Consider the following 17,058-nt stretch of genomic DNA (forward strand, 5'->3'; position numbering starts at 1 on the left):
TTCGAAGCGTCGGCGTCGGGTTGATCCGTCGCGCTCAGCCCGCGCTGCCGAGGTCCCGCGTCACCGCGTCCAGATCGCCGCCATGACGGTCGATCATCACCCCGACCTCGGTGCGTTCGGTCAGAAGCAGGTTCTCGCCGTCGATCTTGATGTTGAAGAAGCGCGGCCGTCCGCCGCGGTCGGAGACCGTGAATTCCACCGGCATCGACCCGCCCCCCGGCAATTGCATGGTGGAACTGACTTCGTAGCGGCTCTTGACTTGGCTCACGCCGTCAACCTTGATCCGGCCGCCCCCTAGGTCGCGGAACCGTTGGGCGTACTTGCGTGACAGGTAGACCGCGAAAGCATCCTGAAAAGCCCGTTGTTGCTTGGCCGAGGCGTCGCGACCATCGACCCCCAGCGCATAGGCGGACATCGTCTGCATGTCACCGTAGCGTCGGAAGATGCGTTCGAAATCGCCGTACATCGCATCCGCCGAATTGCCCGACGCGATGATCCGGTTGATCTCGGCCGCAAGCTGATCGACGAGGTTCCGCGCAGCGGCTTCCGTCTGACCGACGGCTGGCAGGGCCGGAAGCAGAGCAGCGGCTGCGGCCGCCCCGAGTGTGCGGATAAAGTCTCTGCGCAGCATGGTTTCCCTCTCCGTTCAGGTTCTGGTCCGGGCAGCGCCGTAATACTCGCGTGCCGCCGCCGCCGGCGACAGCCGCAGACGCCCCCGTTGCGCGCACATCGGTCTGGGCGGATCGTAACTACGTTTGGGTAGGCAGGGCAACCGCAATGCCGGGCAAGGTGCGGGAGCACTGGCATTCTCAATCGGTTGGCAATAAAACTGCAGTAATCGGACGGACCGTAGAATACCCCGGGCAAGCAGCAGGAGCGTGCGTATGGACGCAACCGAACGTGGCCATCAGGAGTTGCGCGACATCAGGCGCGAAAGCCGCGGCCTGTACTGGAGCGTGGGGGTCTTTTCCTTCTTCGCCAACCTGCTGATGCTCACCGGTCCGCTTTACATGCTGCAGGTCTATGACCGGGTGCTGTCGTCGCGGTCTGAGGCGACGCTGGTGGCGCTGTCGGTGCTGGTGGTCTTTCTCTATTCGATGATGGGGCTTCTGGATTTCGTCCGCGGCCGTGTGATGGCGCGGGTTGGCGCGCGGTTTCAGGACCGGCTGGACAATCGCGTGTTCGACGCGTCGATGCGTCGCTCGGCGCTGCGCCCGGACGAGGCGGCGGCGACGGGTTTGCGCGATCTTGAATCGGTGCAGCGGTTCCTGACCTCGCCGGTGCTCCTGTCGCTTTACGATTTGCCGTGGACGCCGCTGTTTCTGGCCGGCATTGCCATCTTCCACCCTTGGCTGGGGCTGCTGGCGCTGGGCGGCGGTGCGCTGCTGGTGGGGATCGCGCTGATCTCGCAGGCGCTGCAGAAGGGGCCGGTCCTCGAGCAAGGACGCGCCGCCCACCAGTCCGAGACCGTCGCCGCGCGCATGCGCTCCGAGGCCGAGATGATCCAGGCCATGGGCATGCACAAGGCGGCGCTGGCGCGCTGGAAAGGCGCGCGCGAGGCGGCGCTGGACGGGCAGGTCCGCAGTTCCGATGTCAGCGGCGGCTTCACCGCGCTGACCCGTGCGCTGCGACTTTTGCTGCAATCGGCGATGCTCGGGCTGGGCGCCTACCTGGTGTTGCAGGCCGAACTGTCGCCGGGCGCGATGATCGCCGGGTCGATCCTGCTGGGCCGGGCACTGGCGCCGATCGAAGTGCTGATCGGACAATGGAGCGTGGCACAGCGCGCGCGCCAGGGCTGGCGGTCGCTGTCGGAGCTGCTGGGTTCAACCCCCGCAGACGTGCTGCGCACCGAACTGCCGCGCCCGAAGGCCCGGCTTGATGTGCAGCAACTGACGGTGATTCCGCCGGAGGAACGTCAGGCGGCGTTGCGCATGGTGTCGTTCGACGTCAAGCCCGGACAGGCCACCGGCGTGATCGGTCCCTCAGGCGCGGGCAAGTCGACATTGGCGCGCGCGATCACCGGGCTTTGGCCGCCGGCCTCGGGCCGCATCCGGCTGGATGGCGCGACGCTCGATCAGTACGATCCGGAAAAGCTGGGCCTTTACATCGGCTACCTGCCGCAGAAGGTCGAACTGTTCGACGGTACCATCGCCGAAAACATCGCCCGGCTCCAGTTCAATCCCGACAGCGCGGCGGTGGTCAAGGCCGCGCAGATGGCGGCGGCGCATCAGATGATCCTGCGCCTGCCGGATGGCTATGACACCCGGGTCGACGCCCACGGCAGCAAGCTTTCCGGCGGCCAGATGCAACGTATCGGACTGGCGCGGGCGCTCTTCGGCGATCCGGTGCTGCTGGTGTTGGACGAGCCGAATTCGAACCTGGACAACGAAGGCTCGGCGGCGGTCAACGCCGCCATCCGGTCGATCAAGCAACGCGGCGGCGCGGTGTTGATCATGGCGCATCGCCCGGCGGCGATCCAGGAATGCGACACCCTGCTGGTGCTTGATCAAGGCGCGCGCGTGGCCTTTGGCCCGCGCGACGAAGTCCTGCAGAAGACCGTCCAGAATGCCGCGCAATTGCGGCAACCCAATCCGGGAGGCGTTCGATGAGCGCGGCGCGGTTCCCGGTGCGAGGCCCGCTGTTCCTGGGCATTCTCGGAGTGGCGGTGTTGCTGGGGGGCTTCGGCGTCTGGTCGGCAATGAGCAAGATCTCCGGCGCGGTGATCGCCAGCGGGCAGGTCGAGGTCGATCAGAACCGGCAGGCAATCCAGCATCCCGACGGCGGCGTGGTCGAAGCGCTTCTGGTGAAGGAGGGCGACACTGTCGAAGCGGGCGATGTGCTGATGCAGCTCGATCCGGACCTTCTGCGCTCGCGTCTGACGGTGGCGCGCGACCAACTGCACGAGGTTCTGGCCCGCCGCGGCAGGCTCGAAGCCGAGCGTGACGGCGCAGAGGCGCCGGAATTTCCCGAGCGCCTGCGCGATGCGGCCGCGGAGGACCCGGCGGTTATGGAACTGATCGACGGCCAGACCCGACTGTTTCATGCCCGCGCCGAATCCATGGCCCGTGAAACCGAGCAACTGAGCAATCAGGGCGGGCAGATCGCCGTGCAGATCGGCGGCATCGAGGCCCAGCAGGAGGCCCTGACCGAGCAATTGGCGCTGATCAAGAAGGAACTGGCAGACCAGCAGAGCCTCCTCGACAAGGGGCTCGCCCAGGCGTCGCGGGTGCTGGCGCTGCAGCGTCAGCAGGCGCAGCTGTCGGGACAGGCCGGCGAGTTGACCGCGCAGAAGGCGCGGGCGCTGGCGCGTATCTCGGAAATCGACATCGCCATCCTCTCGGTCGGCTCGCGGTTGCGCGAGCAGGCCATCACCGAACTGCGCGATCTGCAGGTGCGCGAACGCGAGTTGATCGAAGAGGTACAGTCGCTCGCGGACCGTCTCGGTCGGATGGACATTCGGGCGCCGGTGGCGGGCGTGGTCTATGACCTGCAGGTCTTCGGGCCGTCCTCGGTGGTGCGGCCCGCCGATCCGCTGATGTTTCTCGTGCCGCGCGATCGGCCGGCAATTATCGCCGCACGGGTGGCGCCGATCAACATCGACGAGATGCACGTCGGTCAGAACGTCCTGCTGCGCCTGACCTCCCTCAGCCAGCGCGACACGCCCGAAATATACGGCGAGGTGGTGAACATCTCGGCCGATGCCTTCGTCGACGAAGTCTCGCGCCAGGCCTATTATCGCGCCGAGATCGTGCTGCGCCCCGGCGAAGTCTCGAAACTGCCCGAAGGTACGGTGCTGATCCCGGGCATGCCGGTCGAGGCCTTCATCCAGACCGAGGACCGGTCTCCGCTGGCCTATCTGATGAAGCCGCTGGCGGATTACTTCGCCCGTGCATTCCGTGAAAGCTGAGGTCTCGGGGGCTGCCACGCCCTTGACGTGGAGGTACCGGATCAGGTCCGGGACGCGGGCACCCTTGGTGCGATCGTTCTGCCTTGCCCGAAGGGACGTCAGGCTCTAGCGTCGCGAACAAAATCCCGGAGGATACCCATGACCAACCCGATCGAAGACCGTATTGCCGAGCTTGGCCTGACATTGCCCGATGCACCGGCGCCTGCCGCCAACTACGTGCCCTTCGTGCGGTCCGGCGACATGCTGTACGTGTCCGGGCAAATCTCGTCGGGGCCGGACGGGTTGATCACCGGCAGGCTGGGGGACGATCTGGACCGCGAGGCCGGCGCAGATGCCGCGGCCTATTGCGCGCTCAGCCTGCTGGCGCAGGTCAAGGCCGGTTGCGATGGCGACCTCACGCGACTCAAACGGGTGGTCAAGCTGACCGGTTTCGTCAACTCGACCGCGGATTTCACCGACCAGCCGCGGGTCATCAACGGCGCCTCTGACACCTTTGTCGCGATCCTCGGCGATGCCGGCAAACACGCGCGTTCGGCGGTGTCGGCGGCCTCTCTGCCGCTGGGCGTCGCTGTCGAAATCGAAGGCATCTTCGAGATCGCATGACCCTGCCGTCAGACTTCCTCATCCGCCCGCTGGCGCATCGCGGGCTGCACGACCTGGCGCAGGGCCGGCCCGAGAACTCGCGCGCCGCAATCAGCGCGGCTGTGAAGCACGGCTACGGTATCGAGATCGACCTGCAATGTTCGGCGGATGCGCGCGCCATGGTGTTCCACGATTACGACCTCGACCGGCTGACCGGCGAGACCGGGCCGGTGTCCGCCCGCAGCGCCGGGGAACTCGGGAAGATCGCGTTGTCAGCAGGGGATGTGATCCCTTCATTGACGCAGGTGCTGGCCGACGTCGCGGGCCGCGTTCCGCTTTTGATCGAGATAAAGGGGCAGGACGGTGTCGCCGGAGCAGAGACCGGCGCGCTGGAGCGCGCCACGGCGGAGGCGCTTGACGGCTACGAGGGGCCGGTGGCGGTGATGTCATTCGATCCGCAGGCGGTGGCCCGAATGGCCGAGCTGGCGCCGCACATACCGCGCGGGCTGACCACCTGCGGCTATACCGAGACCGACTGTCCCGAGCTGCCCGCCGAGGTGCGCGACCGCCTGCGCGACATCCCCGATTTCGACCGCGTCGGTGCTGGTTTCATCAGCCATGATGTCGATGACCTTGGCTCCCGGCGCGTCGCCGAACTGAAGAGCGATGGTGTGCCTGTGCTGTGCTGGACCATCCGTTCGCCCGAGCAGGAGGCAGCGGCGCGCAGGGTCGCCGACAATATCACCTTCGAGGGCTATCTGCCTTGAACCGCTGGCCACAAGGGCCAAATCTGACGGAGCGGGGCAGGGGTAGATGCGCGAAACACAGATCGAAATTCAGACCCATGACAGCCTGGCCGAGATCGGTCAGTCCGTCTGGGATGCCTGCGCCAGCCCCGAGGCGGCCGACGGGGGCCGGCCCAACGATCCCTTCACCACCTACCGCTTCCTGCATGCGCTGGAAGAGAGCGGTTCGGTCGGACGTGGCACCGGCTGGCAGCCCATATATCTGACCGCGCGACTGGGCGGCGAAGTGATCGCCTGCGCGCCGCTCTATGCCAAGAGCCACAGCCAGGGCGAATACATCTTCGATCACAACTGGGCCCATGCTTACGAGCGCGCCGGCGGTGACTATTTTCCGAAGTTGCAGATGGCCGTGCCCTTCACCCCGGCCACCGGGCGGCGATTCCTGACCCGTCCCGGGTTCGAGGAGGTGGGCCTGTCGGCGCTGGTGCAGGGCGCGGTGCGTCTGGCGTCGAACAACGGCCTGTCGTCGCTGCACGTGACGTTCTGCACCGGGGAAGAAGCTGCCGCCGGAACGAAGGTGGGCCTGATGCACCGGCAGACCCAACAGTTTCACTGGGTCAATGACGGTTACGCCGATTTCGACTCTTTCCTGACTGCGCTGTCGTCGCGCAAGCGCAAGACGGTGCGCAAGGAGCGCCGGCAGGCGCAGGATTTCGGTGGCACCCTCCGGACGCTCACCGGCGACCAGATCGAACCCGAGCACTGGGATGCGTTCTGGACCTTCTACCAGGACACCGGGTCGCGCAAATGGGGGCAGCCCTACCTGACGCGGGCCTTCTTCGACATCGCGCAGGAAACGCTGCGGGGCGACATCGCGCTTGTTCTGGCGGAACGCGGCGGGGTGCCGGTTGCGGGGGCACTCAACTTCATCGGCCGCGATGTTCTTTATGGCCGCTACTGGGGCTGCACCGAGCACCACCCCTGCCTGCACTTCGAAGCGTGCTATTATCAGGCCATCGACTTTGCCATCGCCCATGGCCTCGGCCGGGTCGAGGCCGGGGCACAAGGCGAGCACAAGCTGGCGCGCGGCTATCTGCCGGTGCCTTGCCATTCGCTTCATTGGGTCGCCGACAAGGGTTTCGCCGAGGCAATAGCGCGCTATCTGAAAGCGGAACGCGAAGCTGTGAATGAGGACATCGAGGTCCTGACAGGCTATGGTCCGTTCCGGCGCGACCGACAGGAGGAACAGCAATGAGCGAGAAATTGTCCGACACAGGGCGCAAGACCATGCTGGCGCCGCTGCTCGAGGCTGGCTGGACCGTCGACAATGAGCGCGACGCGATCACCAAGTCCTTCGAATTCAAGGACTTCATCGAGGCCTTCGGCTGGATGACGCGTGTGGCGATCTACGCTGAAAAGTGGAACCACCACCCCGAGTGGAGTAACGTCTACAAGACGGTCGAGGTGGTGCTGACAACCCATGACGTCGGCGGGCTGAGTTCGCACGACGTCAAGCTGGCGCGCAAGATGGACCAGTTGGCGGGATAGGCCGAACCGACGCTCAGAGCGCGTCCAGCATGGCCTCGCCCGAGGAAATATCGCAGGTGCCCGGCCCGCCCTCTTCGTTCAGCACCTTGACGACGCCGTCTTCGGCAAGCAGCGCATAGCGCTTCGACCGGCCGTGAAAGCCCGCCGGCGGCGCGTCGAAGTTCATGCCGAGCGCCTTTGTAAAGCCGCCGTCGGCATCCGCCAGAAAGGTCAGCCCCGCCGCGTCGGCGCCGGTGCTCTCACCCCAGGCCTTCATCACGAAGGGATCGTTGACCGACACGCAGATGATCTCGTCCACGCCCTTGGCATCGAACTGGTCCTTGGTGCGGATGAAACTGGGAACATGCGCGGTGGAACATGTCCCGGTATAGGCACCCGGCAGGCCGAACAGCACCACTTTGCGGCCCTTGAGCTTGTCGCCGAGCGTCACCGCCTCGGGTCCCCCGTCTCCCATCCGCAACAGCTTTGCGTCGGGAAGCGTGTTACCTACTGAAATCGTCATGCGTTTCACCTTCGATGGAATTGCGTTTTCGTTAATCACCGATATAGCTTCTGCCAGAGCGGAGGCCAGCGCCAATCGCAGGCCCGCATGCGGGAGGGACAGACATGGCACATTTCGCGGTGATCGGCGGCGGCCAGGCCGGGGCGTCGCTGGTGGCGAAGCTGCGTAATTCGGGCTTCGATGGTGAGATCACACTGATCAGCGAAGAGCCGGTGCCGCCGTACGAGCGTCCACCGCTGTCCAAGGACTATCTGCTGGGCGAGATGGCCGAAGAGCGGCTCTACCTGCGCCCGCAGCGGTTCTATGATGAGCAGGATATCGCACTGCGCCTGAACGCACGGGTCGAGGCCATCGACACCGAGGCGCGGACGCTGACGCTGCGTGGCGGAGAGACGCTGTCCTACGACGAATTGGCGCTTTGCACCGGCTCGTATCCACGCCGCCTGCCAGCCGCGATCGGCGGCGATCTGGGCAACGTCTTCGTGGTCCGCACTCTGGCAGACGTGGACGCGATGGAACCGCAGGTGTGCGAAGGCGGCCGGGCGCTGATTGTCGGCGGCGGCTATATCGGGCTTGAAGCGGCGGCGGTTGCGGCGAAAAAGGGCATGCAGGTCACGCTGGTGGAGATGGCCGACCGCATCCTGCAGCGTGTGGCAGCGCCCGAGACCTCGGATTATTTCCGCAAGCTGCATCGCGACCATGGCGTCGATATTCGTGAAGGCATCGGGCTGGAGCGGCTGACCGGCGACGGCAAGGTCACCGGCGCGCGCCTCACCAATGGCAGCGAGATCGCGGCCGACATGGTGGTTGTCGGCGTCGGCATCGCGCCCGCGACCGAACTGGCCGTGGCGGCAGGGCTCGAGATCGACAATGGCATCAAGACCGATGCACAGGGCCGCACCTCGGCGCCGCATGTCTGGGCGGCGGGCGATTGCACCTCGTTCCCCTATCGCGGCACCCGCATCCGGCTGGAAAGCGTGCCCAACGCCATCGACCAGGCCGAGGTCGTGGCACAGAACATGATGGGCGGTGCGGTGGATTATGTTGCCAAGCCTTGGTTCTGGTCCGATCAATACGACTGCAAGCTTCAGATCGCCGGATTGAACACCGGCTATGACCACGTGGAGACCCGCCACGGCGAGCAGGAGAAGCTGTCGTTCTGGTACTTCCACGGTGATGAGTTGGTTGCGGTCGATGCGATGAACGACGCCCGCGCCTACATGGTGGCGAAACGTCTGATCGAAGCCGGCAAGACGCTGTCCCGGGACGAGGTGCATACCCCCGATGGTGACCTGAAGAAGCTGCTCAAGCGGTGAGGATCATCGCCGGAGAGCATCGCGGCCGCGCCTTGACGGCACTCGGCAAGGGGGATGCGGGCGCCCATTTGCGGCCCACCACCGACCGGGTGCGCGAGAGCCTGTTCTCGATGCTGGCCGGCGGGCGGTTCGGCACGCCCTTCGATAAAACGCGGGTGCTGGACCTGTTCGCCGGTACCGGGGCGCTTGGGCTCGAGGCACTGTCGCGCGGCGCGGCGCATGTCACCTTCGTCGATGACGGGCGCAAGGCGCAGCAACTGATCCGGGCAAATGTCGGCTTGTTGCGCGTCTCCGAGCACTGCAGGCTCATTGTCCGCGATGCGACCCGGCTGCCGCCGAACGATGGCCCCGCCTGCGACCTGGTCTTCCTCGATCCGCCATATGGCCGGGACTTGGGCGCAAAGGCGTTGGCCGTGGCCTTGACTGGCAACTGGCTGGCTCCGGATGCGCTGGTGGTCTGGGAAGAGGCCGCGCCCCAGACCGCGCCTACGGGTTTCACGCTTCTGGATCACCGAAAATACGGCGATACGCATGTTTCCATTATGGAATTCGGCGCCTGAACCGGGCGTGACATTGCGGTGACAGGCAAGGATATTCGTGCTATGAAGGTGCCATGCATGCGACCACCCTCACGGCAGCCTGACGGCTGCAAAGCACGGTAAGCCACGGTAACGGTTCGCAGGGCACTGGCCGCATGTCCCTTGTGGTTCCTGCAAGTGCCGTTACCGTGGTCCCGCCTGCCGATCCCGCCATTCAGGACATCCCACAGGATGGGTAATTTAACCCATTTGTGGTGTCAGTCACAGATCCCGCGCAAGGCCCGCCATTGGGCCTTGTCGAGGACCGGGTCGGCCTCGAACTGGGGCGGCAGCGGCACCGACGCCGCGAGGATGCGGTCCGACAACGCCGGATGTGGGGCAAAATGGGCGAAGAACCCTTCGGTGTCGCCGTATTGATCCCGCATCCGCGCGAAAAAGGTGCCTAGGGCGACCGGATCGATTCCCGCCTCGAGCATTTGTTTGCGCGCGAAGGCGTCTGCAGCCGCCTCGGCCCCTTGCGAATAGCTTGCCTGTATCAGTTGTTCGGCCAGGAGCAACACCAGCGCCCCGCCCGCGAAATCGCCGAACAAAATACCCAGCACCCCGATCGACCCGGCCGAGCGCAGCGCGTGCCGGGTGGGATCCCGGCTGACCACGTGGCCGATCTCATGGGCCAGCACGGCGGCCAGCTCTTCCGGCGACTCGGCGGCTTCGACCAGCCCGCGAAACAGCACCACGTTGCCACCGGGCAGGGCAAAGGCGTTCAGCAGGGCATGGTCGAGCACGTGGACAGACAGACGCTCGGCCTCTTGGTCGGCGATCTGCAGACGGGCCGTCATCTCCTCGAGCGCGGCCCGGCCCGCGGGGTCCTTGCAGAAGGCGACCGGCTGGCCCAGCCCGGACTGGTCAAGCGCCTTGCGGATCTGATCGAGTGTCGAATCTCCCAGTGCGCGTTCACCCTCGGGTGGGATGAACTCGGCCAGTTGGTCAGCCATCGTGGGGACCAGAACAGTGATGATCAGCGCAACCGAGGCAACGGCCGCCACCGCCCAGCCGACCAGCCGCCCACGTTTTACCAGAGGCGCGCGGCGGCGCACGTCCGGCAAACGTTCCAAGAGAAGACCGTCGTTCAGGATCAGCCGCGCCACCGGATCGTCGCGCAGTCGCAGCACCACGAGGTCTTGACCGGCCTGATCCGGCACCAGCCGCAATTCGTCCAGCGACCAGCGCTCCGGTGCATAGCCGACGCGGCCGATCACCAGCATCCCCGCATGTTCGTCAACTGAGACCTGTGCCAGATCGCCCACTGCGGTGTCACCGTCGAAATACAGCCCGGTCGCGGTGAAAGGCTCGGGCGCCGCGCCCACGCGGATCACGGTCATATCGAAGCCCCCACGTCCAGCGCCTCGGCGAAACCTTCGGCTTCTTCGAAATGGTCGCGCGCCCGTTGCGAGATGCGGCGGAGAGCGGCAGGGTCCTGAATGGTCAGCGTTTCGGCATAGTGCCGCCAGACAGGCATCGTCACCCAGGCATGGCGGAAGGTCGACCACAGCAGGAAGATCGCGAAATATAGCGCCACTCCGGCTGCCACCAGAAGCAGCCGGGGCAGGGCGCTCACGGCGGTGCCAAGCTCGCCGAAGTCTTGCATCACCTCGGTATGGGCGAATTGCACCAGCATGACCCCCATGCCTAGTACGGTCAGCGGCCCGGCCAGCACGATTGCGGTCCCCAGATAGCCAACCGCGGTGGCTGCCCAGACGTACAGCGGGCTGGCCCGCGATTCGAGCGTCACGCCCGCGGCCGACTTGTGATTGGCCATCAGACGTTTTGCCCCGACCCGGTAGTGCGCCACCGCGTAGGTGCCCAACAGCAGCGTGGCACCACCCAGTGCGATGCCGTAGCCCCGCCAACCGAAGTAGAACAGTGCAGCGGCGGCAATCAGCATGACGCCAACCACGATTAACGGCCAAAACACCCTGTAGAGCATGGTCCAGTGCCCGCCCTGATGCAGCTGTGCGTCGCCAAAATAGGTGCGCTCCGTCCGGAACTTTTCCAGCAGAAAGGTCATCCGCGGCCAGAGCAGGCCAAGACTGAACAGGGTGAGCGATATAAGCGCCAGCGACATCAGCACGTAACGCCATGCTCCCGGTGCCATGCCGAAGCGCACCCCGCGCCAGCGTGTCCTTGCCAGCACGTAACGCCGCGCCCGGTATTGCGCGTAGAACCACAGCGGCGTGATGCCAAGAATGCTGATGACATAGGCAATGGTGTTCTGCTGTAACAGCGTGAAGCTGATGAACATCAGGATCAGGTTCACCACTCCGATGTAGAACGCCAGGATCACCGCCGCGATCAGGAAGCCCAGCAGCTTTTCGTAGGGGTCGCCGACGTATTCGAGTGGCGTGCCACCCGGTCGGGTGGCCGACCAGTACCACCGTCTGAGCCGCGTCTTCATCCAGAACCTGTAGATCCCCAGCGTCAGAACGGTGAAGAACCCGGTCTTCAGGGCCAGCCAGAAGATCGCACGCCGCCGGCCGTGGAAGGTTGTGGCAAGGCTCGTTGGTGGATCATGGGTCGCGTGAGACCCGGGCGGCGGCCAGTCCTGGCCCGCCTCCGCGCGGTCTGATCGAGGCAGGTCCGCCGGAAGACCGCCTCGTTCAGGCGACGCATTTTCCCAGGCGGTGGACTGAGGCATCGCGCGCTCCTGTAGTCAGGCTTCCGCCATAGGGGAGAGCTTTAGCCGGGCGATGTCAACCGGCGCACGGCGATGCAATGGCGAAGCCTCGGGGGTGGCGCTGCCTGTCGATCCCTCGTCACCTCAGCCCCGGACCGCGTCCGGGGTTCGCGGCCGCCGATCGCGGCCGTCAGGTGAACCGGTTGTCCCTCGGGAACCCGCGTGGTGCCATGCGGCCCGATCCGGCACGTTTGCCACGCCATTCGGCAAGGTTGGTCTCGGTCCGCGTCCGGCCCGCAGGGTCCAGCCAAGAGAGGCCAGCGGCCAGCGTGAACGTGGTGGCGTCCGACATGCCGCCGTCCTTGTATTTCTGGAGCCGCACACCCTTGCCGCGGGTCATCTCGGGCAACTCCTCCAGCCCGAACACCAGCACCTTGCGGTTTTCGCCGACCACCGCCACCGCGTCGCCAGTGACCGGCTTGCAGACCCGCGCCCTGACTTCGCCACGGACGTTCAGCACCTGCTTGCCGGCGCGGGTCTGGGCCACGACTTCGGCCTCGGGCACGACGAATCCATCGCCCGCGGACGAAGCCACCAGCAGCCTGCGCTCGGGTTTGTGGATGAACAGGTCGACGATCTCGGCCTCGTTGGGCAGGTCGACCATCAGCCGCAGCGGCTCGCCCATGCCGCGCCCGCCGGGCAGGTTGGCCGCACTGACGGTGTAGAACCGCCCGTTCGAGCCGAACACCAGCAGCCTGTCGGTCGTCTCGGCGTGAAAGATGAAACGCGGGCCGTCGCCGTCTTTGAACTTCAGCTCGCGGGTCAGGTCGATATGGCCTGTCATCGCCCGGATCCAACCCATCTGCGAACAGACCACCGTGATCGGCTCGCGGTCGATCATCGCCTCCAGCGGCACTTCCTCGAACTCGCCCGCTTCGGCAAAGATCGTGCGGCGCGCGCCGGCCTCGTAATCCTTGCCGAAGGTCTTCTTGGCGTCCCTCAACTGTTCTGCGATCCGCGACCATTGCAGGTTCTCGCTGTCGAGCAGGTCCTCCAGCGCGGCGCGCTCGGCCATCAGTTCATCGCGCTCCTTCAGCAGCGCCATCTCTTCAAGCCGCCGCAAGGCGCGCAGCCGCATGTTGAGGATCGCTTCGGCCTGCACTTCGGTCAGGCTGTGCGCTTCGGTCTGCCCGGGCGAGACGTAATCGCTTTCGTCCGTGGCGCGCACAAAATCCTGGCCCCAGTCCTCACGCATCAGCGCCGGCTTGGGCTCATCGTCGTAGCGGATAATGTCGATCACCCGGTCAAGGTTGAGGAAGGCCACGATCAGCCCTTCCAACACTTCCAACCGGTGGTCGATCTTCTCCATCCGGTGGATCGAGCGCCGTTGCAGCACTTCGCGCCGGAAGTCGAGGAAGGCGCGCAGCACCTCTTTCATCGAGCAGACCTTGGGCGTGACCCCGTCGATCAGCACGTTCATGTTGAGCGAGAACCGCACCTCGAGGTCCGAATTCCGGTAAAGCATGCCCATCAGAACGTCCGGATCGACGTTCTTGGATCGCGGTTCCAGAACGACGCGGATGTCGTCGGCGCTCTCGTCGCGGATGTCTGCCAGGATCGGGACCTTCTTGGTCTGGATCAGCTCTGCGATCTTCTCGATCAGCTTGGACTTCTGGACCTGATAGGGGATCTCGGTGACGACAATCTGCCACTGGCCGCGGCCAAGGTCCTCGACCGCATGTTTCGCCCGCAGCCGGAACGAGCCGCGCCCGGTCCGGTAGGCCTCGGCGATGTTCTCGCGTGGCTCGACGATCACGCCGCCAGTCGGGAAATCGGGGCCGGGGACGTAGTTCAGCAGGGTTTCGTCGCGGGCGTCCGGCGTCTTGATCAGGTGCAGGCAAGCGTCGATCAGTTCGGGAATGTTATGTGGCGGGATGTTCGTCGCCATGCCAACGGCGATACCGGACGAGCCATTTGCCAGCAGGTTGGGAAATTCCGCCGGCAGCACCGCGGGTTCTGTCAATCGGCCGTCATAGTTGTCGCGGAAGTCGACGGCGTTTTCATCCAGCCCGTTTAGCATCGCCTCGGCGACGAAAGTCATCCGCGCCTCGGTGTAGCGCGAAGCCGCCGGGTTGTCGCCGTCGATATTGCCGAAGTTGCCCTGACCGTCGACCAGCGGGTAACGGACGTTGAAATCCTGCGCCAGCCGGGCCATCGCATCATAGATCGCGGCGTCGCCATGGGGGTGGAAATCGCCCATCGTGTCGCCCGAGATCTTGGCGGACTTCAGGAACTTGCCGTTCGACGCCAGCCGCAGACGATGCATCGCGTAAAGGATGCGGCGGTGAACCGGTTTCAGGCCGTCGCGGGCGTCCGGCAGGGCGCGGTGCATGATGGTCGACAGCGCATAGGTCAGATAGCGTTCGCCAAGCGCGCGGCGCAGCGGTTCTGCATGATCCGCGTCGCCCATGTTGCTGTTGTCGGTGATGTCGTTCATGGATTTTGTGTAGCTGGCAGGGGCGTTGCCGTAAAGCATCAGATGCTTGTAACGCAGGGTTTCCTGAAAAATCCAAAGCGCTTTTTACTTAGGGATGTATGCCAAATCTGCTATGTAACCCGGCATCGGAGGCGCCATTCCTTCGATATGCTGCGTTTCGGGGGGATCTGCTTGTGAAATCTTATGTCTGGGTGACCTTTGCCCTATTGGGGTTGGGCTATTACGAGATGTCGGGCGGTGCGGATTTCAAGCCGGGCCAGAAGGGCGTCGAGGTATTCGCCAAGGCCGACCCGTCCGTTTCATCCGAACTGCCCGTGACCCGTCTGGCGGTGATCGACCTCACCAGCGTGTCACAGGCCGACAGCGCGGAACCCGAGGCACAACAGGTGGCATTGGAGAGCGCGGTGCTGACCGCGCTTGACGAAAGCGATGTACCGGCCGCCGCCGTCACGGACGAAGCGCGGCAGACCGTCACGTTTTCTGCCGCCAAGGATGCCGAGGCCGCACCCGAAACGCCCGCGCCGGACCTGCGGTTGGTGAATGCGTCGCGCGTCAACATGCGCAACGGACCGGGGCAGGAATTCGGCGTGGTCGCAAAGCTGGGTAACGGCACCGCGGTGCAGGTGCTGGAAGACCCGGGCGAAGGATGGGTGCGCCTTCGCATCCTTCCGCAGGGGCGCACGGGCTGGGTCGCCGACTTCCTGCTCGATGACGTCTGACTGCAATACGCTCCCATCCTTCTTGATCCGACTGGCACGATCCCTGCCCCACGGGGCAATTTTCGTTGCAACGCAGAAAAATCGCGATTCGCGGAACCATTTCCTAAGTCCCGTCGTTGTCAATGCAACCGGCCACGATGGCTGAGACACGCTGACGAAGCGGATTGAACTCCGGGAAACCCGCCCACGGTTTTCCCCGCAAATTTGCGGGACCTGTCACGCTGTGTCCAACGATCCGGTGCCGGACTTGCCGCGTCGCTGCGGCGATTAGGGAACAGGATATACGAGATGAAAAGCTACGTCTGGATCACATTCGCATTTCTCGGCTGGGGTTACTACGAGGCCTCGGGCGGAGCAGATTTTCAACCCGCGGCGTCCAACGTTCAAACTGCGTCTGCCGTTTCTTCCCCGGAAACCATCGCAGCCTCGACAGAGACCGCAGCCGCCGACACCAGCCTGCAACGCAAGCTTGAGACGCAATTGCTGGCCTCGCTCCGCGAAGAGCGTGGCGTCGCCCGCATGCCGCAGATTTCAGACATCCGGACCGTTGCCTTCCGCGCCGCTGATCACGCCGAGTTGAAGCCGCAGGCGGCTGCCGTGTTCGTCTCGACCCAAGGAAACGTGGCTGACGTTGATGCCGACGTCGAACTGGCCGAGGTGACGCCGGAAGATCTGGCGCCGACTGAGACCGCGCCGACCGCAACCCCGCGCCCCCGACTGCGTCCGGAGAGCCTGGAGATCGTGCGCAAGGCTGATTACGACGCTCCGGTGACTGCAACGGACATGCCTGCAGTGGCTTCTGGCTGGACGCGTGTGGATGATGGTCGCTGGACGCGAACCTCTGGCGCTGAGACTTCGGCCGATCAGACCGAAATTTATCCGGTTATTTCGACCAGTGGCGCCTCGTCGGAGTCGTCTTTCCGCATCGGACGGGTCGCTACCAACCGTGCCAATCTGCGTCTTGGCCCGGGCACCAACTATCCGGTCCTGCTGAAAATGAACGCCGGCTCGGACGTCCGCATCCTTCGTGAAGGTCAGGACGGTTGGCTGAAGGTAAAGTCACTCGACGACGGCCGCATCGGCTGGATGGTGGATTACCTGCTTTCTACCTCGTAAGCAGTCCGTTCCCATCTTGCCCATGACGAGCGCCTCGGTCACTTGTGTGATCGGGGCGTTCGCTATTCCAGAGGTAATCACATGCGCAAGTCGATCCTGATCACCGGCTGTTCATCAGGGATCGGCCGGGATGCTGCCCTTGGGCTGCAACGACGCGGTTGGCGTGTCTTTGCCTCGTGCCGCAAGCAGGAAGACTGCGACGCATTGCGCGACGAAGGCTTCGAAAGCCCGCGCATTGATTGTGCGGATGAGGATAGCATCACCGACGGTCTGGCAGAGGTTCTCCGGGCGACCGGCGGCACCTTGGGCGCGCTGTTCAACAACGGCGCCTTCGCCAGTCCCGGCGCGGTCGAGGACATGCCGCGCGATGGCCTGCGCGAAATATTCGAAACCAATGTTTTCGGCGTCCACGACCTGACCCGACAGGTGATCCCGGTGATGCGCGCGCAGGGTCATGGGCGGATCGTGAATTGCTCATCCGTGCTGGGGCTTGTTGCGGCCCCTTGGCGCGGTGCCTATGTGGCGACGAAATTCGCCATGGAAGGTCTGACCGATACCTTGCGGATCGAGATGCGCGACACACCGATCAAGGTGATCCTGATCGAGCCCGGTCCCGTCACCTCGCGCATTCGTCAGAATGCAATCGCGCACTTTGAACGCTGGGTTGATTGGGAAAACAGCCCCCGCGTCGAGTTGTACCGGCGTGGGTTGCGAAAGCGGCTCTATGAGGATCGGGGCCCGGACCGGTTCGAGTTGCCGCCGTCCGCCGTGACCGAGAAGCTCTGGCAGGCGTTGGAGACCCCCGCTCCGAGGGCGCGCTATTACGTGACCACGCCGACCTATGCCATGGGGATGCTGAAGCGGGTGCTGCCAACCGGAGCGCTGGATTGGCTGTTGGCCAAGGGCTGAGCG

Annotated in this window: 16 protein-coding genes; 11 read left to right on the plus strand and 5 right to left on the minus strand. The window is 64.8% G+C overall.

The features are described from left to right. Positions 1–34 precede the first annotated feature (34 nt). Complete coding sequence (locus tag AC04PT_RS07920; protein ID WP_482873110.1) at positions 35–631, minus strand: MlaC/ttg2D family ABC transporter substrate-binding protein; 597 nt, start codon at positions 629–631, stop codon at positions 35–37. Positions 632–884: 253 nt separating this feature from the next. Here AC04PT_RS07920 and AC04PT_RS07925 point away from each other — a divergent pair, with 253 nt between their 5' ends. The 6 genes from AC04PT_RS07925 to AC04PT_RS07950 all read left to right on the plus strand — a co-directional run bounded on the left by AC04PT_RS07925 (position 885) and on the right by AC04PT_RS07950 (position 6,783). After that, the gene (locus tag AC04PT_RS07925; protein WP_482873111.1) at positions 885–2,609 is read left to right on the plus strand and encodes a type I secretion system permease/ATPase; all 1,725 of its coding nucleotides are present in this window, start codon (positions 885–887) and stop codon (positions 2,607–2,609) included. Further along, a complete protein-coding gene (locus tag AC04PT_RS07930; protein ID WP_482873112.1) occupies positions 2,606–3,907 on the plus strand; it encodes an HlyD family type I secretion periplasmic adaptor subunit in 1,302 nt (433 codons plus the stop codon). The genes AC04PT_RS07925 and AC04PT_RS07930 overlap by 4 nt, the downstream gene beginning before the upstream one ends. A gap of 138 nt (positions 3,908–4,045) precedes the next feature. After that, on the plus strand, positions 4,046–4,510 hold the full coding sequence (locus tag AC04PT_RS07935) for a RidA family protein (protein WP_482873113.1): 465 nt from the start codon (positions 4,046–4,048) through the stop codon (positions 4,508–4,510). Next, on the plus strand, positions 4,507–5,256 hold the full coding sequence (locus tag AC04PT_RS07940; RefSeq protein ID WP_482873114.1) for a glycerophosphodiester phosphodiesterase family protein: 750 nt from the start codon (positions 4,507–4,509) through the stop codon (positions 5,254–5,256). The genes AC04PT_RS07935 and AC04PT_RS07940 overlap by 4 nt, the downstream gene beginning before the upstream one ends. Before the next feature lie 46 nt (positions 5,257–5,302). Then, the gene (locus AC04PT_RS07945; protein ID WP_482873115.1) at positions 5,303–6,490 is read left to right on the plus strand and encodes a GNAT family N-acetyltransferase; all 1,188 of its coding nucleotides are present in this window, start codon (positions 5,303–5,305) and stop codon (positions 6,488–6,490) included. Next, positions 6,487–6,783, plus strand: coding sequence for a 4a-hydroxytetrahydrobiopterin dehydratase (locus tag AC04PT_RS07950; protein ID WP_482873116.1), 297 nt, complete (start codon positions 6,487–6,489; stop codon positions 6,781–6,783). The genes AC04PT_RS07945 and AC04PT_RS07950 overlap by 4 nt, the downstream gene beginning before the upstream one ends. A gap of 13 nt (positions 6,784–6,796) precedes the next feature. On the opposite strand, the gene AC04PT_RS07955 is transcribed toward AC04PT_RS07950, so the two are convergent. Continuing rightward, on the minus strand, positions 6,797–7,285 hold the full coding sequence (locus tag AC04PT_RS07955; RefSeq protein ID WP_482873117.1) for a redoxin family protein: 489 nt from the start codon (positions 7,283–7,285) through the stop codon (positions 6,797–6,799). A gap of 104 nt (positions 7,286–7,389) precedes the next feature. On the opposite strand from AC04PT_RS07955, the gene AC04PT_RS07960 reads away from it, so the two are divergent. Both AC04PT_RS07960 and rsmD read left to right on the plus strand, forming a co-directional pair. Continuing rightward, complete coding sequence (locus tag AC04PT_RS07960) at positions 7,390–8,601, plus strand: NAD(P)/FAD-dependent oxidoreductase (protein ID WP_482873118.1); 1,212 nt, start codon at positions 7,390–7,392, stop codon at positions 8,599–8,601. Further along, entirely contained in the window at positions 8,598–9,161 is a 564-nt protein-coding gene (gene rsmD, locus AC04PT_RS07965; protein WP_482873119.1) for a 16S rRNA (guanine(966)-N(2))-methyltransferase RsmD, read from the plus strand. Before AC04PT_RS07960 ends, rsmD begins: the two co-directional genes overlap by 4 nt. A 236-nt stretch (positions 9,162–9,397) precedes the next feature. Here rsmD and AC04PT_RS07970 read toward each other — a convergent pair whose 3' ends face one another. From AC04PT_RS07970 to parC, 3 genes are all read right to left on the minus strand, one after another. After that, on the minus strand, positions 9,398–10,522 hold the full coding sequence (locus AC04PT_RS07970) for a M48 family metallopeptidase (protein WP_482873120.1): 1,125 nt from the start codon (positions 10,520–10,522) through the stop codon (positions 9,398–9,400). Further along, the gene (locus tag AC04PT_RS07975) at positions 10,519–11,835 is read right to left on the minus strand and encodes a DUF898 family protein (protein WP_482873121.1); all 1,317 of its coding nucleotides are present in this window, start codon (positions 11,833–11,835) and stop codon (positions 10,519–10,521) included. Before AC04PT_RS07975 ends, AC04PT_RS07970 begins: the two co-directional genes overlap by 4 nt. Before the next feature lie 169 nt (positions 11,836–12,004). After that, on the minus strand, positions 12,005–14,311 hold the full coding sequence (gene parC, locus AC04PT_RS07980; RefSeq protein ID WP_482873122.1) for a DNA topoisomerase IV subunit A: 2,307 nt from the start codon (positions 14,309–14,311) through the stop codon (positions 12,005–12,007). A 173-nt stretch (positions 14,312–14,484) separates the two neighbouring features. Between parC and AC04PT_RS07985 the strand changes: the two genes are divergently transcribed. The 3 genes from AC04PT_RS07985 (at position 14,485) to AC04PT_RS07995 (ending at position 17,055) form a co-directional block, all read left to right on the plus strand. After that, a complete protein-coding gene (locus AC04PT_RS07985) occupies positions 14,485–15,030 on the plus strand; it encodes an SH3 domain-containing protein (RefSeq protein WP_482873123.1) in 546 nt (181 codons plus the stop codon). 288 nt (positions 15,031–15,318) lie between these two features. Beyond that, positions 15,319–16,146, plus strand: a complete 828-nt coding sequence (locus AC04PT_RS07990) for an SH3 domain-containing protein (RefSeq protein ID WP_482873124.1) — start codon at positions 15,319–15,321, stop codon at positions 16,144–16,146. An 81-nt stretch (positions 16,147–16,227) separates the two neighbouring features. Further along, a complete protein-coding gene (locus tag AC04PT_RS07995) occupies positions 16,228–17,055 on the plus strand; it encodes an SDR family NAD(P)-dependent oxidoreductase (protein ID WP_482873125.1) in 828 nt (275 codons plus the stop codon). Positions 17,056–17,058 lie beyond the last annotated feature (3 nt).

This window comes from Litorisediminivivens sp. KMU-197 (assembly GCF_056858395.1).